15 protein-coding genes are annotated in these 22,936 nt (G+C 43.8%); all 15 read left to right on the top strand.

The window, feature by feature from the left end; all coding sequences use genetic code 11:
* Positions 1-176 precede the first annotated feature (176 nt).
* The 15 genes from HMPREF1536_RS06820 to murG all read left to right on the top strand — a co-directional run bounded on the left by HMPREF1536_RS06820 (position 177) and on the right by murG (position 22,935).
* The gene (locus HMPREF1536_RS06820; RefSeq protein ID WP_028727189.1) at positions 177-755 is read left to right on the top strand and encodes an RNA polymerase sigma-70 factor; all 579 of its coding nucleotides are present in this window, start codon (positions 177-179) and stop codon (positions 753-755) included.
* Positions 756-818: 63 nt separating this feature from the next.
* On the top strand, positions 819-1,853 hold the full coding sequence (locus HMPREF1536_RS06815) for a FecR domain-containing protein (RefSeq protein WP_028727188.1): 1,035 nt from the start codon (positions 819-821) through the stop codon (positions 1,851-1,853).
* A 199-nt stretch (positions 1,854-2,052) separates the two neighbouring features.
* Positions 2,053-3,501, top strand: coding sequence for a hypothetical protein (locus HMPREF1536_RS06810; RefSeq protein ID WP_028727187.1), 1,449 nt, complete (start codon positions 2,053-2,055; stop codon positions 3,499-3,501).
* A 401-nt stretch (positions 3,502-3,902) separates the two neighbouring features.
* A complete protein-coding gene (locus tag HMPREF1536_RS06805; protein WP_052349803.1) occupies positions 3,903-7,097 on the top strand; it encodes a TonB-dependent receptor in 3,195 nt (1,064 codons plus the stop codon).
* Positions 7,098-7,115: 18 nt separating this feature from the next.
* Positions 7,116-8,780 carry a RagB/SusD family nutrient uptake outer membrane protein gene (locus tag HMPREF1536_RS06800; RefSeq protein ID WP_044191832.1) on the top strand — a complete coding sequence of 555 codons (1,665 nt, stop codon included), beginning with the start codon at positions 7,116-7,118 and terminating at the stop codon, positions 8,778-8,780.
* 92 nt (positions 8,781-8,872) lie between these two features.
* On the top strand, positions 8,873-10,384 hold the full coding sequence (locus HMPREF1536_RS06795) for a glucosidase family protein (protein WP_052349802.1): 1,512 nt from the start codon (positions 8,873-8,875) through the stop codon (positions 10,382-10,384).
* 67 nt (positions 10,385-10,451) lie between these two features.
* Positions 10,452-12,455: a glucosidase family protein gene (locus HMPREF1536_RS06790; RefSeq protein ID WP_028727184.1), complete on the top strand. Its 2,004-nt coding sequence runs from the start codon at positions 10,452-10,454 to the stop codon at positions 12,453-12,455.
* A gap of 420 nt (positions 12,456-12,875) precedes the next feature.
* Entirely contained in the window at positions 12,876-13,793 is a 918-nt protein-coding gene (gene rsmH, locus HMPREF1536_RS06785) for a 16S rRNA (cytosine(1402)-N(4))-methyltransferase RsmH (protein WP_028727183.1), read from the top strand.
* Positions 13,794-13,873: 80 nt separating this feature from the next.
* Positions 13,874-14,227, top strand: a complete 354-nt coding sequence (locus HMPREF1536_RS06780; RefSeq protein WP_028727182.1) for an FtsL-like putative cell division protein — start codon at positions 13,874-13,876, stop codon at positions 14,225-14,227.
* A 2-nt stretch (positions 14,228-14,229) separates the two neighbouring features.
* Positions 14,230-16,398, top strand: a complete 2,169-nt coding sequence (locus tag HMPREF1536_RS06775; RefSeq protein WP_028727181.1) for a penicillin-binding protein — start codon at positions 14,230-14,232, stop codon at positions 16,396-16,398.
* Between the two features lie 43 nt (positions 16,399-16,441).
* A complete protein-coding gene (locus HMPREF1536_RS06770; RefSeq protein ID WP_028727180.1) occupies positions 16,442-17,923 on the top strand; it encodes a UDP-N-acetylmuramoyl-L-alanyl-D-glutamate--2,6-diaminopimelate ligase in 1,482 nt (493 codons plus the stop codon).
* Positions 17,924-17,929: 6 nt separating this feature from the next.
* Positions 17,930-19,189: a phospho-N-acetylmuramoyl-pentapeptide-transferase gene (gene mraY / locus HMPREF1536_RS06765; protein ID WP_028727179.1), complete on the top strand. Its 1,260-nt coding sequence runs from the start codon at positions 17,930-17,932 to the stop codon at positions 19,187-19,189.
* A gap of 15 nt (positions 19,190-19,204) precedes the next feature.
* Entirely contained in the window at positions 19,205-20,539 is a 1,335-nt protein-coding gene (gene murD, locus HMPREF1536_RS06760; protein WP_028727178.1) for a UDP-N-acetylmuramoyl-L-alanine--D-glutamate ligase, read from the top strand.
* Positions 20,540-20,550: 11 nt separating this feature from the next.
* Complete coding sequence (locus tag HMPREF1536_RS06755; protein ID WP_028727177.1) at positions 20,551-21,822, top strand: FtsW/RodA/SpoVE family cell cycle protein; 1,272 nt, start codon at positions 20,551-20,553, stop codon at positions 21,820-21,822.
* Between the two features lie 3 nt (positions 21,823-21,825).
* The gene (murG, locus tag HMPREF1536_RS06750) at positions 21,826-22,935 is read left to right on the top strand and encodes an undecaprenyldiphospho-muramoylpentapeptide beta-N-acetylglucosaminyltransferase (RefSeq protein WP_028727176.1); all 1,110 of its coding nucleotides are present in this window, start codon (positions 21,826-21,828) and stop codon (positions 22,933-22,935) included.
* Position 22,936: the final 1 nt, after the last annotated feature.

Here is a 22,936-nt window from a genome sequence, read left to right as displayed (position 1 = left end):
AGTTCTTACTGTAATTTCTCCCGTGAGGAAGGAATACAGAAAAAAACAGCCTCTGCGATCTTGTATCGTGGGGGCTTTGTTTTGTTGTGGTATTTTGTAGATGTAAAATAGATTGGAAATAAAAAAAATGTAACTAATTTAGCAGCCGGGAAAAGGAGTTAATACTTAAAATCGATATGGGAAAACTGGAAAAACAACAAGAAATCATTCTTCTGTCTGCTTTAAAGCAAGACAACAAAGACGCTTTCTCCTTTTTATTCCAGACCTATTATACCGACCTCGTGTTATTTTGTGGTAACTTTATAAGAGACAAGAATTCGTGTGAAGATATTGTTCAATCGATCTTCCTGAAACTTTGGAGTGACCGGAAAAACATACAGATTGAAACCTCCTTAAAATCTTATTTACTGAAAGCTGTCCGTAACAGTTGTTTTGATGAGTTTCGACACTTGGAAATAATACGTCAGCATGAAGCTGAATATGAGAGTACTGTATTGGATTCATATGATACGGATAATTATATATTGCATTCGGACCTGTCCGATCATTTACATCGTGCACTAGAGAAAGTTCCCGAGCTATACCGGGAAGCTTTTATGTTGAATCGTTTTGAAGGATTGAAATACAGAGAGATTGCAGAGCAGCTGAATGTCTCTGAACGCACTGTGGAAGTCCGTGTCAGTAAAACATTGGATTTATTGCGGAAATATTTAAAAGATTTCTTCATGTTCCTGATTTCAATCGGTATTCCCTAAAAAAAGTTATAAGCTATGTGGAAAATGATTCCTCAGACGTCTTAACACCATAAAAGAGAAGAAATGACAGACAAAGATCAAATACAGCTTATTATATCTGCTTATCTATCCGGAAAAGCAACGGTGAAGGAATGCCGTGAACTGGAGGAATGGGTAAAGCAATCGCCTGATAATAATTGCTATTTCCAAGAAATGCGTAATATCTGGCAGGTGATGAATCCTGCTTTTAACCCCTCTGAGATTGACGTATCTGAAGCTGAAAAAAATATTTGGGCAAATATCGCAGCCACGAAGAGGAATATAGTCCATACTATATTGGTTTATTGGCAGCGTGTAGCCGCTATCCTTCTTCTTCCTTTGTTGATTCTTTGTACTTATTTATATCTGAATAAAGAGAGTGATCTGTATGATACAATAGAATATCAGGAGGTGAAATCTCCTCATGGAACTTTTTCCGAGGTGCGTTTGCCTGATGGAACCAACGTTTGGCTGAATGGTGGAAGTTCCCTGAAATATCCTTTGGCTTTCCGGAAAGGTGAACGGGATGTTTTCTTAAATGGTGAAGGATATTTTGAAGTACATTCCGATAAAGAAAATCCCTTTATCGTAAAAACCGATCAGATAACCCTGCGAGCTACGGGTACGGCTTTTAATATAGAAGCCTATAACATGGATTCGATTACGGCTGTTACGATGGTAAATGGCAAGATTGATGTTGCTTTCGGAAACTCTTCTCCGGTCACTATGGTTCCGGGAGAACGTGCTTCCTTTAATAGTCAGACCAAACAGTGCCTTATCGCAAAGACCGATCCTTATAAATGGTATGCCTGGAAAGATGGATTAATGATATTCCGGGATGATCCGTTGTCATATGTGTTTAAACGGGTAGGACTTACTTTTAATGTTAATATAGAGTTGAAAGATTCCAGTTTGGCTAACGCTCCTTATCGTGCCACTTTCGAATATGAATCGTTGGATGAAATATTACGATTGTTGGAAATGAGTGCTCCTTTACAATTTAAACATAATAAAAGGATAAAGTCAAAGGATAACTTTTATGAAAAGCAAACTATAGAGGTATATAAAAGAAAGAGGTGATTTATTCACCTCTTTCTTTGTTTAAAAAAATCCTTTTTCCGATGTGGAAAAAGATCGCTGAAACGTCTTAGTCATATAAGGAGATAATACACTTTTGTTCATAATTAAATCTGGTGCCTATGCTATAAAGATGATATATTGTTTTATTGAGATTTTGAATTGTTACTTATTGAAATACTGATTCACAAAATAAACTAAAATGAAATTTGCTTATTTATATATATTACTTATCTGTGCTGCATGCAGCCAATCGAAAGAGGTATATCCTGATATTTCTGATACAAATCGTACTACATTTAGTCTATCCTCCAATGATACGACACTTACACAAATATTTGATTGGGCTGTTTGTAGTTCCAATACATGTGTGGGAGATAGTAATGATCCTGTAGGTCCTTGGTATGAAGCTGCATTGCCGGACAGGGCAGCTTTCTGTATGAGAGATGTTTCTCATCAATGTTTGGGAGAAGAAGTGAATGGACACGGTAAACAAAACCTGAATATGTTTACTAAGTTTGTGGAAAACATATCTGAATCGAAAGATTATTGCTCCTATTGGGAGATAAATAAGGATAATGTTCCCGCTCCGGTAGATTATGCTTCTGATAAAGATTTCTGGTATAATCTGAATGCTAATTTTGATGTGTTGAATGCTTGTCTTCGCTTGTATTTGTGGTCAGGAAATGAAATGTACATTAATGATCCCCGTTTTGAGACATTCTTTCGTTTGACAACAAATGATTATATTACTCACTGGCAGTTGCAGCCAGATAAAATTATGAAACGTCCGGATGTTATGCATGAAGATAATACACTTTTAAATCCGAGATTTAAAACGTTCCGGGGATTACCGTCTTATGAAGAATCTGTACGCGGTCTTACTGTGACGGGGGATTTGATTGCTTCCATGTTCAGAGGTTTGAAATCGTATGCCCAAATATGGAAGATCAGAGGGAATGAAGACAGTTGCTGTGTTTATAATGCGATGGCAGAAGAGTATGCTCGTCTTTATGATACTGTTTGGTGGAATGAGGACACTCAGAATTATTATGCCTATAAGCTGAAAGATGAAAAATTGATAGAAGGTGGGAGTAATGTCTTTTCTTTTTGGTTTGATATTGTTAGTAACCCGGAACGGGTAGAAAGATTATTGGCTTTAATGGCAGAGAAAGAACCGATAGTAGAAATTATGTCTTATTATCCGATGATTTTCTATAAGCACAGTAAGAATGAAACAGCTTATCGTTATTTGAACGATTTGTATGCGAGTGATCGTCGCGACTATCCGGAAGTGGCAAGTAGTGTGATTGAAGCTATTGTATGCGGACTTGTCGGAGTTGAGGCGGACGCCACAGCTAACAGAATATCTACACTGCCTCGTTTTACATCTTCGACAGATTGGGTTGCAGTAGAAAATATACCTGTATTTTCTGGGAAAATCTCAGTATTGCATCAATCGAGAAATAAAAGTTCTTTTGTAAATAAACTGGATAAAGAGTTGGTTTGGAGGGCAATGTTTCCTGGTAAGGTTAAGATGATAAACAAAAAAACAGCTGAATATATTACAGATGTTTTGGGTAATCAGTATAGTTTTATTGATATTCCCTGTCTGGCAGGTGAAACGGTTTCTGCAGAGGCACAAGATTGAAAATGAATTAAAAAAATCATTTTCTGAATGTGGGAAAATGCTACAGAAACGTCTTAGTTATGTGTAAGGAGATAAAAAAGAGTTGTTCACCCCAAAAAATCTAATGCCTATGGGATAAAGTTGTGTTATTGTAATTGATATATGTACCGAATAAAAAAAGGAAAGGTCTCGCACACCTTTCCTTTCAATTGTTCAGTCATTAAAAAGTTTTTAGTCAACCTTATTTTTCTAACTAAACAAACAAATGTATGAATTCCATTTTGGATAAAAAAATCGAAAAGCTAAGTTTTGCCATTAAATTTTTTAGAGTTATGAGATTATGCTTGTTATTTATAGCTTTAAGTCTAACACAAGTATTTGCTTCAGTATCCTATTCACAGACAACGTCTGTGAGCCTTCAAATGAAAAATGCTTCAATTGAGGATGTGCTGAATCAAATAGAAGAAGAAACTGAATTCCGTTTTCTTTATAATAAGAAAATGGTTAATGTGGAACATGAAGTCAATGTCTCTGTTAAAAATAAGAATATTGTAGAGGTATTGGACAATCTATTTAAAAATGCCGGAATATCGTACTCGATAAGTGGACGGCAGATTGTATTAAATAAAAAGGAAATTTATGAATCTGTGCAACAGGTAAATAAAGTAACAGGAATTGTGTTGGATTCACAAGGTGAACCTGTTATCGGTGCTAATGTTGTAGAGAAAGGTACAACAAACGGTACGATTACAGATGTATCCGGTGCATTTACATTGGATCTTTCGCCGAATGCAATCTTAAAAGTTTCTTATATTGGATATGCTGATCAAGAAGTGGCTGTGAACAACAGGAAAAGCCTTGAAATCAGATTGGCTGAAAATACAGAACTGATAGATGAAGTTATCGTTGTTGGTTATGGAACTCAGAAGAAAGCAACAGTGACCGGATCTGTAGCACAGGTTTCCGGTGAGGTCATAAAACAATCACCGGCAGCAAATTTATCAAATTCCATAGCTGGACGTATACCGGGGGTTGTTGCCAATAACAGAAGCGGAGAACCGGGTAGTGATGCGTCTGAAATATATATACGAGGAAAAGGTACATTAGGCAATAGTTCCCCGCTATATGTGATAGATGGTGTTGCAAATCGTGGAGGTATCGACCGCTTGAATCCGAATGATATAGAATCTATCTCCGTGTTGAAAGATGCTTCCGCTTCTATTTATGGTGCGCAAGCAGCCAACGGTGTAATTCTTGTTACCACCAAAAGAGGTACTGATTCGAAGCCGGTGATTGCTTATGATGGTAATTTTTCCGTTTCTCAGAATACACGTACACCTCATCTGATGAATGCTTATCAGTATATGGTATATGATGACGAAGCGAACAAATATATGGGACGCGATCAGATTTGGGCAAATATTAAGGGAGGTTATCTGGATGGAACGATTGATCCGCTTCAGTATGCAGATACAGACTGGTTTGATGCAACTTTCCGGAATTTTGCACCTCAGACGCAGCATTCTCTTTCTGTAAGAGGTGGTAACGACCGGGTTAAGTATTATATTTCAGGAGGATATCTCTATCAGGAGCCCGGTTTTAAGAACACAAATATGGATTTTAATACATTACAGGTTCGTTCGAATTTGGATGCTAAAATAACAAAAGATTTTACTGTTTCTTTAGAATTGTCAACTCGTCAGGAAAACAGGAATCAATCAAATATCTCTTCATCTGATTTCTTTTATGAGGCTTATATGATTTATCCTTATCTACCGGATTTCTATCCGAATGGTTTGCCGGGTCCGGGTATTTCAAAAGGGAAAAATTTGGCGTTACTGGCTACAGGAGTAACGGGTTATAATAAGATCAAAGATAATTATATGAATACTAAGGTTTCCTTTGATCTGAAAATGCCTTGGGTTCTTGACGGATTGTATCTGTCTGGCTATGGCGCATTTGATACTCAGTTTAGAAGAGAAAAACTGCTGAATGATACGTGGGATGCGTATCGTTATAATCCGACCACAAAAGAATATGATAAAGTGGCAACAGGAAATAAGAATAACTTTATCGATCTTACTCAGAAAAGTGATGAAAGCCGGATCACGACATTCCATATTAAGTTAGGTTATGAGAAGCGTTTTGAAGAGCATAGTGTAAATGCGTTTATTGCCTATGAACAGAGTAAAACAACCGGTGACTGGTTCTCCGCCTATCGCAGGGACTTCCTGTCGAGTAGTGTGGATTATTTATTTGCCGGGAGCGATATTGAAAAAAGTAATGATGGAAAAGGGTCGATTTCTGCCCGTCAGAATTATTTCGGACGTTTGAGTTATGGTTATAAAGACCGTTATATGGCAGAATTCACTTTGCGTTATGATGGATCTCAAAATTTTGCAAGTTCTGAAAGATGGGGTGTTTTCCCCGGCTTATCAGTAGGATGGCGTATTTCTGAAGAAGAATTCTTTAAGAAAAGTCTTCCTTTTGTCAACGAACTGAAGATTCGTGCATCGTGGGGTAAATTAGGTAATGACCGGGTAGATCCGTTCCAATATTTGAGTACCTTCAATCTTACCAATGGTGCCCATTTCGGAATAGATCCGGTATTGAATAAAGGTTTTACTATTGGGCGTTTGAGTAATCCGCTGATTACATGGGAAAAAGTCGACACAAAGAATATAGGATTTGAGTCTCAATTCTTGAATGGTCTTATTGGTTTTGATTTTGAATACTTCAATTCGAATCGTAAAGATATTCTGACTCCTAAACAGGCTTCTGTTCCTGATTACACGGGGTTGACTTTACCTGATCAGAATATTGGAGAAGTAGGGAATCAAGGATTTGAAACGAGTTTGATTTATAGGAATAAAGTAAATAAGGTCGATTATTATATTGGCGGTAATCTGACATTTGCCCGTAATAAAATTAAATTCTTTGATGAGGCGAACGATATACCTGATTGGCAGAGAAGAACCGGATATGCTATTGATTCATGGCTGGTATATAAAACGGATGGTATTTATCAGACACAGAAAGAGGTAGATGATTCTCCCCATTTAATGAATGCGCAACCTGGCGATATTAAATATGTAGATGTAGACGATGATGGTGAGATTACGGCGAATGACATGGTACGTATCCATGAAAGTGCTATACCGGAAATTGTATATGGTATTAATATGGGAGCTAAATGGAATGGATTTGAATTGAATATTCTTTGGACGGGCCAGGGACGGGCAAAGCAAATGATTCGTCCGTTCGGTTATAACCGTGATGTCGAATATTTTGATAATCGTTGGATCTCAGCTGAAGAAACTCCGAATTCTCTTTATCCGAGAGCCTTTAATACACAAGATCAGATCAATAATAGAGATTCGGATTTCTGGTTGAAAAATGCTGCATTCCTGCGTTTGAAAAATGTTGAGTTGGCTTATAATGTACCTTCTTCTTGGTTGGAAAAGATTAACATCAGAGATTTACGTGTCTTTGTAAGTGGATTTAATCTGTTTTCAATTGATAAAATTAAAGTGTTGGACCCGGAGGGTACAAACGCTGCCGGAATGTATTATCCTCAACAACGTGTTTATAATGTTGGGTTAAGTCTTAGTTTCTAATTGTTTAAATCTATTGTTATGAATAAAATAGCAAAATTGTCAATATTTCTTTTTAGTGCATGTTGTATCTCATGTTCGGATTTTCTGGATGTAGAACCCCTGGATTCATTTACAGGAGAAGCTGTGTTTTCAGATCCCTCTCTGACTGAAGCTTATGTCAATGAACGTTATATGGGTTTGCGGGATTATTTTGGACCTGAAAGTACGGTGGGATTGAAATATCAGGCTTCTACACGTTTTATTTGCGATGAATCTATGAGTAACTTTAACTGGGCTAGTGCCTGGAGCTATAACCAGGGAGAGGTAACACCTGATCAGGTTGGAAGTTATAATGTGTGGAAAGAATATTTTACAGGGATAAAAGATTGTAATATCTTCTTTGAGAATATCGAATTGTTGCAGAATCAGGAAGAATTGGTTAACCGTTTGACAGGAGAGGTGACATTTTTGAGAGCTTATCTTTATGCTGAACTGGTGAACAGATACGGTGGAGTACCTATTATCACAAAAACATTTGGTATTAACGATGATATGATGGTGACTCGTGACAGTTATGAAGACTGTATCTCCTTTATTGTAACAGAACTTGATAAAGCAGCTTCTTTATTGCCTGTTAAACAGGAAGATAAAAATTTCGGACGTGCTACTAAAGGTGCTGCATTGGCATTGAAATCAAGAATGCTATTGTATGCAGCTAGTCCACAATGGAATTCTTCCGGTGATACTCAGAAATGGAAAGCTGCAGCAGATGCTGCAAAAGCTGTTATCGATTTGACCGATAACAGCGGTTCGTTAGCTTATGAACTGGATCCCAGTTATAAAGACTTGTTCCTGACAAGCAAAAGTAAGGAGATTATATTCATGCGTTTGTATAGTTCTGAGTATGGTCATCGTTTTGACTGGGAAAACTCTCCGAATGGTTTTACCGGATGGAGTGCAACATGCCCTTTGCAAGATATGGTCGATTCTTATGAAATGGAAGACGGTTCGATGCCGACTCCCGATTTGTATAAAACAGACGAGCCGTGGAAAGGGCGTGAGCCTCGTTTCTATCATTCAATTCTCTGTGATGGACAAGAATTCCGGGGACGTGAAATTGAATTCTGGACAACAAGTGATCCGGAAGGTGTAAATGGTGTTGATACAGAATACGGCCCGGAGGGATGGAACACTTCTAAGACACGATATACGATCCGGAAATTCATGAACGAGGCTCTTACTGCTGCATGGGTGGATAAAGGTACACAACCTTTTATCTTTTCCCGTTTAGGAGAAATTTATCTGAATTATGCAGAAGCGATGTTTCATCTGGGAGACGAAGCTACTGCCCGTAAATATGTTAACCTGATAAGGGAAAGGGCACGTGAAGGAAAAGACGTGTTGCCTGATATCACTTCATCCGGGGATGAGTTATTAAAGAAAATCCAACACGAGCGTAAGATTGAATTAGCTTTTGAGGAACATCGCTATTATGATGTTCGTCGTTGGAAAATAGCAGAACAGACAGAAAATAAAGTGGAGAGAAGAGTCCATATTGTAAAAGATCTGGCAACCGGAAAGAAAACATATTCGTTTGTAGATGTTCAGGAACGGAAATTCCTGCCGCAACATTATTTGATGCCTATTCCACGTAGTGAAATTCAGAAAAATCCTCTTTTGGAACAGAATCCTTACTATAATTAATGTAAAAATGTAGTTGAGCAAAGGATACATGTTTCTTTTAAATAAAGATGTATCCTTTGTTATTTTACAGAATAGTATAAAAATGAAATTGTATGAAAAAAGTAATATATGCCATAAGCTTATTATTGTTCGCTGTTGATATTTCAGCGCAGGATATCAGTGTGACATCCTCCTGCCGGGATCTGGAAAAAGGATTTGAATGGGCCAAAGAAAAAGCCCGTTCCTTCGTTGTAACAGGTAAAAAGGGACCGGTTAATATTTCGGATGTGAATGATGAATCGGAAATAGTCGACTACATACCTGCTTACTGGGCTGGTTATCCTTTACGTACTGCTTTTTATTCGCGTGATTTTTGCCATCAAATAGCGGGCGCACACCTGTTAGGACTGGAAGAAGAAAATTTTACAATGATGAAAGCCTTTGCTGCTTCGGCGAATGCTTCCAGAAAATGGTATCCTTTATGGGCCATAAACTTTGACGGATCGCCTTATTTGTTGGACTATAAAAATGACAATGATTTTGTGAGGGAGGTTCCTGCCACATTCGAATTGGTAGAAAAAGCCTATAAATTATATTGTTGGACCGGTGATAAACGATATCTGGAAGATGAAACGTTATGGAATTATTATACCAGAGTTGTAACAGACTTTATCGCTTTGCATGATGGTAAAATACCGAACGGGATCGCCGAAGGTACTGGCGAAGGAAATATCTTTAAAGGCTCAGCAACGTTCAATGAGCAACGGGATGTTCCGTTGATTGAGGCAGGTGATGGAATTGCTTGTCAATACAGTGCTTTTGTAGCCTATGCCGAAATGGCTAAATTGCGTGGTATGACTAAGCTGGCTGATGAGTATTTAAAAAAAGCGGAAGATTTAAAGAGTTATTTTAATACGAAATGGGGAGTTGAAGGTACTGATTTGTATAATCGGGGATATGTTTCAAAAGATAAGCCGGTTACAGGTTGGGGGAAAGAAAACTCATGGTTTATGCCAATGAAAGGCATTACGGATCCTTTTTCAGAAAGAACCGGAAAATATCTTGATTTCATCAGTATGCGTCTGGACTCGAAAGAAGATATTCCTGATAACATAGAGGCTATATCTTATGTGCCGGAAGTATTCTTTTTGTATAACAGGAATGAACAGGGTTGGAAATGGATGAAGCATATATTGTCTACTATTGATCAGGAACATGCCGCAAGCAGTCTTACTGGAAAAAATGGGAATTATCCGGAGGTTTCTTATGTCCTGATCGCAAATATAGTAGAGAATCTGGCAGGCGTATCGGTTGAGGCTTCTCGTAATTATATATCGACTGCATCTCATTTACCACAGGAAGTAAAGACTTTGAGTGTGAAGAATATAAAGATGGGCAATTCTCTGGTAGAAGTTTCACATGAAGAACAGAGTCTTTCATCTTTGTATTATGTGCAGGGAGATAAAACCTTGATCTGGGATGCTTGTTTTGCCGGCTCTTATGATTATGTACATGTGAATGGGAAAAAGCAGGCTTGTGGAAGTATTGATATAATGGGAGTCAAATACTCCGTTTGTCAGTTGACAATAGAACCTGGAGAGAAAAAAACTGTGTCAGTCAAGTAGTTTACATGCAAATTAGTATATTTGTTGAACTAATATTTATTCAATAGCCACATGTAAATCAAATATCATGAAGAAAATTCTTTTTATTACACTTTTCTGTCTGAACTTTGTTTGTACAGGAATGTTAACCGCTCAAAACCGCTGGTCGATCAACCCCGACGGCAGTATCTCGTGGGAGGTGAAAGGGCGTGTACCCCATTATGACCATATCGAGATGAGCGGGTTGAAAGTGTCAACTGTTTTGCGTTACGGGGTGAATGCCGACGGCTCTTTCGAGTTGAATAAAAGCATGATCTGGCCGATGCTCCGGACGATCCCGAATGATACACATGCCAGCTTGATGCGGCGTTTTGCCTGGAACGCATCCGATATGGTTTCTGTGAACGGACAATCCCTTTCCGGTGAGAAAGTAAGTAAGATCACACTGGATGGAAAAATGACCGTGGTAAGTACTGTCGAACTGCCGCGTAATGCGAAAGTTGAGCTGACACTGATCATTTTCCCGGCAGTCTCCAGCCCGGCTGTTTATGAGAAGTATATCCTTCGGAATACAGGCACGTCCCCTTTGGCAGTGGAGATCCCCGAGTCGCATGCCGTGAGCCATACAGATCCGGCAAAAGGCGTGGACGGTAGTTATAAATTAGTCTCGGAAATCATCGGAGCCGCAACCAAACAGCTTCAACCCAAAGAAGAACTGGTCTTTTATGCCGCTCTGACCGGCTATAAGGAAGGTGAAGCCGAATTAAAACCCGATGTAGAGAAAGAACTCCAGGCACGTAAAGACCTGATTGCCGGTTTTTGGAATAACCTGATCCTGGAAACCCCTGATCCTGTAGTCAACACTATGTTCGCCTTTGCCAAGATACGCGGCGCAGAAAGCATCTATGATACGAAAGGCGGGCTGATGCACGGCCCAGGCGGTGAGTCCTACTATGCAGCTATCTGGGCGAATGACCAGGCTGAATATATCAACCCCTTTTTCCCATTCCTGGGATATAAAGTCGGAAACGGTTCAGCCCTGAACTCATTCAAGCATTTCGCCCGTTTCATGAACCCGGAATATGAGAAGATCCCCAGTTCCATTGTTGCAGAAGGACTGGATGTCTGGGGTGGAGCCGGCGACCGGGGCGATGCCGCTATGGTTGCTTACGGAGCCACCCGTTATGCCTTGGCAAGAGGAGATAAGACGGAAGCCGAAGAGTTGTGGCCGCTGATCGAATGGTGTCTGGAATACTGCCGCCGTAATCTGAGCGACAAAGGTGTTGTGGCTTCCGATGCCGACGAGCTGGAAGGCCGTTTCCCTGCCGGAAAAGCCAACCTCTGCACCTCTTCCTTATATTATGACGCATTGCGTTCAGCCGCCTATCTCGGCAAAGACCTGCAAAAACCGTTCTCCGTATTGGCAGACTATGAGAAACAGGCGAAAGACCTTCGTAAGAATATGGAAGAGTATTTCGGAGCAAAAGTCGAAGGCTTCGACACCTATCAATATTACGAAGGTAACGACATCCTCCGTTCCTGGATCTGTATCCCGCTGACAGTCGGTATCAACGATCGTAAAGACGGAACGATCGACGCCCTGTTCTCACCCCGCTTATGGACAAAGAACGGATTGCTGACCCAAGCCGGCAGTGAAACCTTCTGGGATCGTTCCACCCTCTATGCCCTGCGTGGCGTATATGCCTGTGGCGAAACGGAGAAAGCTACCGAATACCTGAAATTCTATTCCAGCCAACGTCTTCTGGGCGACCATGTCCCATACGCCATCGAAGCCTGGCCGGAAGGAAGCCAGCGTCACCTTTCTGCAGAAAGCGGATTGTATTGCCGTATCATCACCGAAGGAGTATTCGGCATCCGTCCGACCGGATTGAAATCCTTCACCTTCACTCCCCGCTTACCGGCAGAGTGGAACAAGATGAATCTGCGTAATATAAAGGCGTTCAACGCCACATTCGATATCGAAGTAACCCGTGAAAACGGGAAGCAATCAGTAGCAGTCAAAGCCGGAGGTAAAACCCTCCTGCATAAAACATTCAAGGAAGGAGAGATTATCTCCGTAAAGCTTCCATAGCCGGCTTGAATAGTTTCAGAAGTTTCTCCCTATTGGAACAACTGTTTCATAAGGGAGAAACAGTTGTTTCACTATGGTGAAACACTAGTTTCATCCCAATGAAACAAATTTGTGCCTGAATAGCTATAAAACAACTATCCTAAAGAAATCACAACTATCCTTTCACCTATTCTCAACAAAACGCGCAGCGTTTTAAGAAAGGCCTCAGCGAAGCCGGTGCAGCCTTGATCTTTTGCTTACTTTTCTATCAAGAGAAAAGTAAGATAATGACCTGTTGATAACTTTTTTGTACTTTTCTCCTATATTTCTTGGAAGGTAATTTGATAAATGTTTAATTTTACCCTCCAATAGAGTAACGTGCCCGTTGCCAACGCAGTACGCTACTTTTGTTTAAGAGAAAGTTTAACGTGAAACACAAGAATGGAAGAGAATAAGAACAGCTATCACGTACCGGTAATGCTCGAAGAAAGCCTGAAAGGTCTGAATATTCAACAAGGTTGCATCTATGTCGATGTGACCTTCGGTGGGGGAGGACACTCGCGCGAGATACTGAAACGGCTCGATAGCGAAGGAGAACTTTATGGATTTGATCAGGATGCTGATGCAGAACATAATATCCCTGCTGATCCCCGTTTTGTGTTTGTTCGCAGTAATTTCAGGTATTTGTATAATTTTATGCGATATCACGGCGTTGCCGGCGAAGTAGACGGCCTGTTGGCCGATCTGGGAGTCTCTTCCCATCACTTCGACGACAAAGACCGCGGTTTCTCCTTCCGTTTCGACGGGGCGTTGGATATGCGGATGAATACCCGTGCGGGCCAGACCGCTGCCGATATCGTAAATACCTATACCGAAGAAGCACTGGCAGACGTATTCTATCTGTACGGCGAACTGAAGATGGCACGTAAACTGGCCTCGTTGATCGTCCGGACACGTGAAAGCAAGAAAATAGAAACAATCGGCGACTTTCTGGAGGTGATCAAACCCTTCACCGGAAAGGATAAAGAAAAGAAATTCCTTGCGCAGGCATTTCAGGCACTTCGTATCGAAGTAAACGACGAAATGCGTGCATTGAAAGAAATGCTGCAACAAACTCTGCAGGTCTTAAAGCCCGGCGGACGTTTGGTTGTAATCACTTACCACTCTCTGGAGGACAGACTGGTAAAGAATTTCCTTAAGACAGGAAATTTTGAAGGAAAAAGCGAACAAGACTTTTTCGGAAATATACAAACACCATTTCGTATGGTGAACAATAAAGTGATTGTGCCTTCCGACGAGGAGATCGAAAGAAACCCTCGTTCGAGAAGCGCCAAGTTAAGAATTGCAGAGAAAAAGTAGGCAGTTGGCTATGGACAGGCCCGGTCGGTTGATTTGACTGTCAACAGCCATTTGCCAACTATCAACAGAAAATAGGGGTTATGGAGGAAAAACAACAACGTAAAAAGTCAAAGAAAAAAGAGAAACGTCTTTCTCTTTTGTATGTGCTGGGCGGTGGTATCCTGAATGAGGATTTTATCGTTAAACACACACGGATGATCGTGCTTGTTGTGATAATGATATTTTTCTTCATCGGAAACCGTTACACCTGCATGCAGAAACTACGTGAGATAGATCGCCTGCAACAACGTTTGCGTGATGTGCGCTTCGAAGCACTTTCTATCTCATCGGAGCTGACAGGCAACAGCCGTCAGTCGCAAGTTGAATTATTGATTGAAGAACAAGGTATTGAACTGGAAGGAGCCAAAACTCCGCCGTATGAATTACATAAATAAATATGGCAGAAGAAATAGAACCAAAAGAAGCTGCGCCAAAAAGTAACCGGATATTATTCTGTTACTTCCTTGTTGTGCTCTTACTGGGGCTTATTGCAGTAGGGATATTACTGCGGACGTTTGATACGGCTTTCGTGGAAAAAGAGAAATGGGAAAAGGTGGCGGAAAGCCAGAAACGCCCGAACCGTCTGATATTACCCGGACGTGGAAATATCTACTCTTCCGATGGAAAGCTGATGGCTACCAGTGTGCCCCGTTATTATACCTATATCGACTTTCGTGCCGACGGCCTTTCTGTCGATACGTTCCTCAATTCGAAGATAAACGGAGTCGATTCGCTATCGGTTTATTTATCCCGTAAGTTTAAGAACCGTACTCCGGCCGGCTATAAAGCACATCTGCTTCGCGGACTGAAAAGCAAAAGCCGCCAATACCCGGTGTACGAAGGCCGTGCCTCGTATACAGACCTGAAGGAAATGAGGAAATATCCGTTCCTGCGTCTGAGCCGGTATAAAAGCGGGTTCTATACGAAAGAAATGGTGCAGCGCCAGAAACCGTTCGGAACACTGGCTTCCCGTACGATCGGAGATATTTACGGTGAGATCGAAGCCGGAGGTGTGACCAAAGGAAAGAACGGCCTGGAATTGCAGTATGACTCGCTGCTTCGTGGCGAAGCCGGGTTAAGCTCCGTGCGCCGTGTCGGGGGAGGATGGACAAACGTCGTTGAGGTAGAACCTGTGGACGGAATGGATATCCGTACGACGATCGATATCAATATACAGGACATCACCGAGAAATCGCTGGTGGATATGCTGAAGAAGATCGATGCCGAGTCGGGTACGGCTGTCGTCATGGAAGTGTCGACAGGCGAGATAAAAGCCATCACCAATATGGGACGTATCCGTGAAGGCGCTTATGCGGAAACCAAGAACCATGCCGTTGCCGATGAAATAGAACCGGGTTCGACTTTCAAGGTTGCCTCTATGATGGTTGCGCTGGAAGACGGTGTATGCCAGCCCAGTGATACGATAGACGTCGGTAAAGGGGTATATATGTATAAAGGAGCCCGCATGACCGACCATAATATGAACAAAGGAGGTTACGGACGTATCTCTGCGGAACAGGCCATCTGGTATTCATCCAATATCGGAGTCGCCAAGATCATTCTGAAAGGATACGAAAAGAACCCGACCAAATATGTGGAAGGACTTTACAAACTGGGCTTGACTATCCCGCTGAACCTGGAGATACCGGGAGCCGGACGTGCCAAGATCCGTATGCCGAACGATACGACGCTGTACTGGTCGAAGACCACGCTGCCCTGGATGTCGTTCGGGTATGAAACCCAGATACCGCCGATCTATACGCTGACCTTCTTCAATGCCATTGCGAACGGTGGGAAGATGGTGCGCCCGATGTTCACCAAAGAGATCATGCACAACGGGAAAACGGTACAAAGTTTCTCGACAGAGGTACTGAAATCATCCATCTGTTCAGATAAGACGCTCGATATTATTAAAGAAATGTTGTTGGGCGTGGTTGAGCAGGGAACCGGTAAAGCCGTCCATTCGGATATCATCCGTATAGCAGGTAAAACAGGTACGGCGCAGATTGCAACAGGTGGTGTGTATCGTACAAGCGGACACCAGGTGGCTTTCTGCGGATATTTCCCGGCAGACGAACCGAAGTATTCCTGTATCGTGGTGATCCGTCGTCCGCGCATCGGTTATCCGTCCGGTGGTACCATGTCGGGAGGTGTAGTAAAAGCAATTGCAGAAAAAGTATATGCCAGCCATATGTCGTTCGATGTGCGGGATATGGAGCGCGATTCTTTAGCCGTGTTGCTTCCGGCTGCGAAGAACGGTAATCTGGAGGCATTGGAAAATGTATTGGGAAAACTGGATGTCGAAGCAAATACAGACAGTCTGGAAACAAAATGGGTAGTCACCAAACGGGAGGAGGGAGACGAAGAGCTTCACTTGCGTGATTTGACGATCCGCGAAGGCCTGGTGCCGAGTGTAATCGGTATGGGTGCGAAAGATGCAGTCTACCTGCTCGAGAGTGCAGGTTTGCGTGTTGCCCTGGATGGAATGGGACGGGTTTCCGCCCAGTCTATCGGACCGGGAGCAAGGATCTCCAAGGGACAAACCATTAGATTAACATTAAAATAACATGGGGGCAGGCTTCGGGCCTGTGTCTGTTAATAGATAGAATATGGAACTGAAGAATTTGATTCATACGTTGGACGTGCTGGAGACAGTCGGGGCAGATAATGTAACAATCGCAGGTATCCAGTCCGACTCCCGCAAGGTGGAAAACGGCTTTTTGTTTGTGGCGGTAAGAGGTACGGCAGTCGATGGACACGCTTATATCGACGGAGCCATCGCGAAAGGTGCTGTTGCGATCGTTTGCGAGGAAATGCCAGTCCTTTCGGACGGAAGTAAAATTGCATCCGAAGGAAAAGTAGTTTTCATTCGGGTGAAGGATTCTGCGGATGCTTTAGGCAAACTGGTATCGGCCTGGTATGACAATCCTTCGGATAAGCTGACGCTGGTCGGAGTTACCGGAACGAACGGTAAAACAACCATCGCAACCTTATTGTATGAGATGTTCCGCAAGATGGGGCATAAAGTCGGCCTGATCTCCACCGTTTGCAATTATATCGACGGGCAGGCGATACCGACGGAACATACCACTCCCGATCCGATCACTCTCCACAGCCTGATGGCACAGATGGTGGAAGCCGGGTGCGAATATGCCTTTATGGAAGTCAGCTCCCATTCAATCGACCAGAAACGTATTAGTGGCCTGTCGTTCGATGGCGGTATCTTTACCAACCTGACGCGCGACCATCTGGATTATCATAAGACGGTAGAGAATTACCTGAAAGCCAAGAAGAAGTTCTTCGACGACCTGCCTGCCGATGCTTTTGCCCTGACAAATGCAGACGACAAATCAGGCCTGGTGATGCTTCAGAATACAGCAGCCAAGAAGCTGACCTATTCACTCCGTACCCTGGCCGACTTCAAAGGAAAGATCCTGGAGTCTCATTTTGAAGGAACGGAAATGATCATTAACGGCCGCGAAGTGATCGTTCACTTTGTGGGACGTTTTAACGCATATAACCTGCTGGCTGTTTACGGTGCGGCGGTATCACTGGGGAAAGATCCGGAAGAGACGCTGATCGTATTAAGTACGTTGCATTCGGTTTCCGGCCGCTTCGAAACAATACAGTCACCGCTGGGATATACGGCCATTGTCGATTATGCCCATACACCGGATGCTTTGACCAATGTGCTTAACGGCATTGAAGAAGTGCTCGACGGAAAAGGACGCATCATCACTGTGGTAGGTGCCGGAGGAAACCGGGATAAAGGCAAGCGTCCGTTGATGGCGAAGGAAGCGGTGAAACTGAGCGACCAGGTGATCCTCACATCCGACAATCCCCGCTTTGAGGAGCCGGACGATATCATTCAGGATATGGTAGCCGGACTGAGCAAGGCGGATATGGAACGTACGTTGTGTATTACCGACCGTACGCAGGCAATCAAAACGGCAACCATGCTGGCTAAAAAAGGGGACGTAATTCTTGTGGCCGGTAAAGGACACGAAGATTACCAGGATATAAAAGGAGTGAAACACCATTTTGACGACCGTGAGAAGTTACGGGAAATATTTGCAACACAACAACAATAAAACGACATGCTCTATTATCTTTTTAATTATCTGGATCAACTGGATCTCCCTGGAGCGGGGATGTTTAAATATGTATCATTCCGTTCCGGACTGGCACTGATCCTCTCTTTGTTTATCTCGACAGCCATCGGCCGCCGTATTATCGACCGTTTGCAGATGTTGCAGATCGGCGAGACGGTACGTAATCTCGGCCTGGAAGGACAAATGAGCAAGAAAGGTACGCCGACAATGGGAGGTATCATTATCATTATCGCCATCTTGATACCGACGTTGCTTTGTGCCAAACTGAATAATATCTATGTGATCCTGATGATGGTGACCACTGTCTGGCTGGGTGCCCTCGGTTTTGCCGACGATTACATCAAGGTATTCCGTAAGAACAAAGAGGGAATGCACGGTAAGTTTAAGATTATCGGACAGATCGGTCTGGGGCTGATTGTCGGTCTGGTGTTGTTTATGAGCCCGGATGTCGTGATCAAGGAGAATATGGAGGTACGCCATGACAACGTGATTGAGGAGGTTCATTACCATACGGCGGAAACCAAATCGACCAAGACGACCATCCCGTTCATGAAGAATAACAATTTCGATTATGCCCAACTGGTAAGCTGGGCCGGCGATTATAAGGAAGAAGCGGCATGGCTGGTGTTTGTGCTGATGACAATCTTTGTCGTAACGGCTGTCTCCAACGGGGCAAACCTGACGGACGGACTGGATGGCCTGGCAGCTGGAAGTTCTGCTATTATCGGGGTTGCCTTGGGAATACTCGCTTATATGTCGTCTCACTTCGAATTTGCCTCCTTCCTGAATATCATGTTTATTCCGAGAGCGGAAGAGCTGGTGGTCTTTGCCGCTGCCTTTATCGGTGCAACGGTCGGTTTCCTTTGGTATAACTCATACCCTGCACAGGTGTTTATGGGCGATACGGGTAGCTTGACGCTGGGAGGTATTATTGCGGTATTCGCTATAATTATACGCAAAGAGTTGCTAATCCCGATTCTTTGTGGTATTTTTCTCGCTGAAAGTATTTCGGTGATGGCACAGGTTGCCTACTTCAAGTATACCAAAAAGAAGTATGGCGAAGGTCGCCGTATATTTAAAATGACGCCGTTACATCATCATTTCCAGAAAGCAGGGAATGCCGGTATACAGGCGTTGATACAAAAACCGTTCAACGTAGTGCCCGAATCGAAGATTGTGGTGCGCTTCTGGCTGATCGGTATTATTCTGGCGGTTATTACGATCGTCACATTGAAGATGAGATAATAAATATATATAAACGTGGAAAGAATTGTTGTATTAGGGGGAGGAGAAAGCGGCGCAGGAGCTGCCGTGCTGGCGAAGGTGAAAGGATTTGACGTGTTCGTTTCCGACTTCTCGTCTATCAAACCCAAGTATAAGGATATGCTCGACGCCCACGGGATCCGTTGGGAAGAAGGACAGCATACCGAAGCCGACATTCTGAATGCCGACGAGATCATCAAAAGCCCGGGAATACCCGACAAGGCTCCGATCATCCAACAGCTGAAAGCGCAGGGGACGCATATTATCTCCGAAATCGAATTTGCCGGACGATACACCGACTCGAAAATGATCTGTATCACCGGTAGCAATGGTAAGACAACGACCACCATGCTTACATACCACATCCTGAAAGAAGCCGGAGTGGATGTCGGCCTGGCCGGAAACGTAGGAAACAGCCTGGCATTGCAGGTTGCCGAAGACCCGCACGCAGTCTATGTCATCGAACTGAGCAGTTTCCAGTTGGATAACATGTACGACTTCAAGGCGGATATAGCTATCTTGCTGAATATAACGCCCGATCATCTGGATCGTTATAATTACGAGATGCAGAATTATGTGGACGCCAAGTTCCGCATCATTCAGAACCAGACGTCCGAAGATGCATTCATCTTCTGGAACGACGACCCAATTATTGCCCGCGAGATTGCCAAGCGCCATCCTGCGGCTACTCTTTACCCATTCGCCGAAACGCATGAAGACGGCGTGAAGGGATATACGGATCATAAGCAAATAGTAATTGAAACCTCAAACGGAACATTTACAATGGATCAGGACTTATTAGCATTAACGGGTACACATAACCTGTACAATTCGCTGGCATCGGGTATCGCCTCTAAGGTGGTCGATATCCACGATGAGAATATACGGGCTTCGCTGAGTGACTTTACGGGGGTGGAACACCGTCTGGAGAAGGTTGCCCGTGTGCGCGGAGTAGACTATATCAACGATTCGAAAGCTACGAATGTGAACTCTTGCTGGTACGCCTTACAAAGTATGACCACTAAACTGGTGCTGATACTGGGGGGAACCGACAAGGGCAACGACTACTCTGAAATAGAAGAACTCGTAAAGAAGAAAGTGCATACCTTGATCTTCCTCGGCGTAGACAATGCGAAGCTGCATGCCTTTTTCGATGGAAAAGTAGCGCAGATAGAAGATGCCCGCTCGATGGAAGAGGCGGTAACAAAGGCTTACAAACTGGCTCAAAAAGGCGACACGGTGTTGTTATCGCCCTGCTGCGCGAGCTTCGACCTCTTTAAAAGCTACGAAGATCGCGGCGATCAGTTCAAGGCTTGCGTACGTAATTTGTAAAATGAATTAGAATGGATCTGGCAAGTAAATTATTTAAGGGCGACCGGGTGATATGGATCATCTTCATGTTCCTGTGCCTGATTTCGGTTGTTGAGGTGTTCAGTGCCACGAGTACGATCGCCTACAAGAACGCGAATCATTGGGCGCCGATCGTTCGTCATGCCACTTTCCTGCTGGGCGGGTTTGTGCTGGTTTTACTGTTGCACAATATCCCGTGCCGGTTCTTTCCGGCATTCATACTTTTGCTTCCCGTATCGGTGCTGATGTTGCTGGTCACGCCCTTTGTGGGGATCAATGCCAATGACGCGCATCGTTGGCTGGAGATATTCGGCATACAGTTTCAACCCTCGGAGTTTGCCAAGCTGGCTTCGATCGTGTTCATCGCCTTCCTGCTCAGCAAGCGGAATAAGTTTACGGACGACCAGATATTCAAGTATATCCTGATCGGGGTAGGGGCGACATGCGTGTTGATCCTTCCGGAAAACTTCTCTACGGCATTCATGTTGTTCGGCGTTTGCTTCCTGATGATGTTTATCGGGCAGTTGCCGCTGAAGAAACTGGGGAAACTGGCGGGTTTCCTGCTGCTTTCACTCGTCGTGTTTATCGTGCTGTTGCGCTTTACGCCGACCGGGGTGACGCAGTACCTGCCCGACCGTTTCAGTACCTGGCAGGGACGTCTGGAACGTTTCTTCGACGGGCACGAATCGGACACGGATGAGAACGGAGTCTATAAGATAACGGATGATAACTACCAGGTCTCCCATGCGAAGATCGCTATTGCACGCGGGGGACTGTTCGGACAATTGCCGGGTCATGGGCAGCAGAGGGATTTCCTTCCGCAGGCCTATTCCGACTTTATCTATGCGATCATTATTGAAGAACTGGGCGTGGTAGGCGGTGTATTCGTGCTGATGCTGTATATCATGCTGTTGGTGCGAGTTGGAATGATTGCACGAAAGTGCGATAAAGCCTTTCCCAAATACCTGGTACTCGGGTGCGGCTTGCTGGTCGTGGTGCAGGCACTGGCAAATATGGCGGTAGCCGTCAACCTGATACCGGTAACCGGGCAGCCGATGCCGCTGGTCAGCCGCGGTGGAACCTCGACGGTGATCTCCTGTATATATTTCGGGATTATCCTGAGTGTAAGCCGTTTCGGTGCCAATATGGGTAATGAGGAAGAGGAAGACCTGGAAGAGGAAACGGAAGGTGCTGGCGCTGCTCCGGCCATAACGGAAGAAGAAATATCAAACTGGGTGCCTGATACGCAACCCGAAACAACATAAAAGATGAAACAGTACCGTATAATAATAAGTGGTGGCGGAACCGGAGGACATATCTTCCCGGCTATCTCCATTGCCAATACCCTCAGGAAACGTTTCCCTGATGTGGAAATCTTATTTGTAGGTGCGGAAGACCGGATGGAAATGGAAAAGGTTCCGGCCGCCGGCTATAAAATAGTAGGTTTACCGGTGAGTGGCTTCGACCGTGCTCACCTGTTCAACAATATAAAAGTACTCAACCGCCTGCGGAAGAGTCTCGGTATGGCAAAGAAAACCATTCGCGACTTCCGTCCCGACATCGCAGTCGGCGTAGGCGGATATGCCAGTGGCCCGACTTTATGGATGGCTGCTTCGCAGGGTATTCCTACCCTGATACAGGAACAGAACTCGTATGCCGGAGTCACCAATAAGCTATTGGCGAAAAAGGCGTCCAAAATATGCGTTGCCTATGACGGCATGGAAAAGTTCTTTCCTGCCGACAAGATTGTGATAACCGGAAACCCTGTTCGCCAGGATCTGGAAGAAGCCACGGACAAGAAAGAGGAAGCACTAGCCTTCTTCGGCCTGTCTCCCGAAAAGAAAACGATCCTCGTGGTAGGCGGTAGCCTGGGTGCCCGGACGATCAACCGCAGTATCCAGGGCGATCTGGATAAACTGTTTGCTTCCGATGTGCAGGTTATCTGGCAGACCGGACGTTATTATTACAGTGAAGCGACCAAGCATCTGAAAGCTTATCGCGGTATGCCGATCTGGTGTTCAGACTTTATTACGCGTATGGATTATGCCTATTCGGCGGCCGATCTGATTATTTCCCGTGCCGGTGCAAGTTCGATCTCTGAACTATGCCTGCTGAAGAAGCCGGTAATCCTGGTTCCTTCCCCTAACGTGGCGGAAGATCATCAGACTAAGAATGCACTGGCTTTGGCGAACAAAGACGCTGCCATAATGGTTGCAGATAAAGATGCCGAACAGCAGTTGGTCACCAGGGCGCTTGAAGTGATACACGACGATGAGCAACTGGCTCTATTGAGCCGTAATATCGAACAACTGGCCCAGCATCAGAGTGCCGAACGGATCGTCGACAAGATAGTAAAGATAATAGAGAAAAAGCAATAAT

Source organism: Parabacteroides gordonii MS-1 = DSM 23371 (genome assembly GCF_000969825.1).
In the GTDB taxonomy this organism is placed as follows: domain Bacteria; phylum Bacteroidota; class Bacteroidia; order Bacteroidales; family Tannerellaceae; genus Parabacteroides; species Parabacteroides gordonii.
This window is presented reverse-complemented; position numbering and strand designations above follow the sequence as displayed.

What these genes read in the sequence shown, in the direction of transcription:
- HMPREF1536_RS06820 (WP_028727189.1), top strand. Translation starts at nt 177, where the DNA reads ATGGGAAAACTGGAAAAACAACAAGAAATCATTCTTCTGTCTGCTTTA.
- HMPREF1536_RS06815 (WP_028727188.1), top strand. Translation starts at nt 819, where the DNA reads ATGACAGACAAAGATCAAATACAGCTTATTATATCTGCTTATCTATCC.
- HMPREF1536_RS06810 (WP_028727187.1), top strand. Translation starts at nt 2,053, where the DNA reads ATGAAATTTGCTTATTTATATATATTACTTATCTGTGCTGCATGCAGC.
- HMPREF1536_RS06805 (WP_052349803.1), top strand. Translation starts at nt 3,903, where the DNA reads ATGAAAAATGCTTCAATTGAGGATGTGCTGAATCAAATAGAAGAAGAA.
- HMPREF1536_RS06800 (WP_044191832.1), top strand. Translation starts at nt 7,116, where the DNA reads ATGAATAAAATAGCAAAATTGTCAATATTTCTTTTTAGTGCATGTTGT.
- HMPREF1536_RS06795 (WP_052349802.1), top strand. Translation starts at nt 8,873, where the DNA reads ATGAAAAAAGTAATATATGCCATAAGCTTATTATTGTTCGCTGTTGAT.
- HMPREF1536_RS06790 (WP_028727184.1), top strand. Translation starts at nt 10,452, where the DNA reads ATGAAGAAAATTCTTTTTATTACACTTTTCTGTCTGAACTTTGTTTGT.
- rsmH (WP_028727183.1), top strand. Translation starts at nt 12,876, where the DNA reads ATGGAAGAGAATAAGAACAGCTATCACGTACCGGTAATGCTCGAAGAA.
- HMPREF1536_RS06780 (WP_028727182.1), top strand. Translation starts at nt 13,874, where the DNA reads ATGGAGGAAAAACAACAACGTAAAAAGTCAAAGAAAAAAGAGAAACGT.
- HMPREF1536_RS06775 (WP_028727181.1), top strand. Translation starts at nt 14,230, where the DNA reads ATGGCAGAAGAAATAGAACCAAAAGAAGCTGCGCCAAAAAGTAACCGG.
- HMPREF1536_RS06770 (WP_028727180.1), top strand. Translation starts at nt 16,442, where the DNA reads ATGGAACTGAAGAATTTGATTCATACGTTGGACGTGCTGGAGACAGTC.
- mraY (WP_028727179.1), top strand. Translation starts at nt 17,930, where the DNA reads ATGCTCTATTATCTTTTTAATTATCTGGATCAACTGGATCTCCCTGGA.
- HMPREF1536_RS06755 (WP_028727177.1), top strand. Translation starts at nt 20,551, where the DNA reads ATGGATCTGGCAAGTAAATTATTTAAGGGCGACCGGGTGATATGGATC.
- murG (WP_028727176.1), top strand. Translation starts at nt 21,826, where the DNA reads ATGAAACAGTACCGTATAATAATAAGTGGTGGCGGAACCGGAGGACAT.